At 64.6% G+C, this 268-nt stretch carries 1 protein-coding gene; it reads right to left on the minus strand.

Annotated features, from left to right (window positions below; translation table 11 throughout):
• On the minus strand, positions 1-268 hold a 268-nt coding region (locus ACX6XY_RS30340; protein WP_460337918.1), incomplete at both ends, for a M3 family metallopeptidase.

Genomic DNA, 268 nt, shown 5'->3' on the forward strand with positions numbered 1-268 from the left:
GAATACACCGTCTTGCAGCACCCGCTCGAGGGCAAAATAGGGTTTGAGCTGCGCGTCATCAATGGCATAGGCAGCCCGCCGCACCTGCTCGCTGTAGTAAAGCCAGTCCCATGCCGTCGCGCGAAAACCCCCGCCTTCGTTGTCGATCACCTGCTGGATGTCCGCCAGCTCTCGTTCCGCCCTCGCCCGCGCCGCCGGCGCTATCCGGCGCATAAAGCCCAATGCCTCCGCCGGGGAAGCCGCCATTTGATCGGTCAGCGCCCAGCTG

Source organism: Streptomyces sp. O3 (assembly GCF_054788135.1).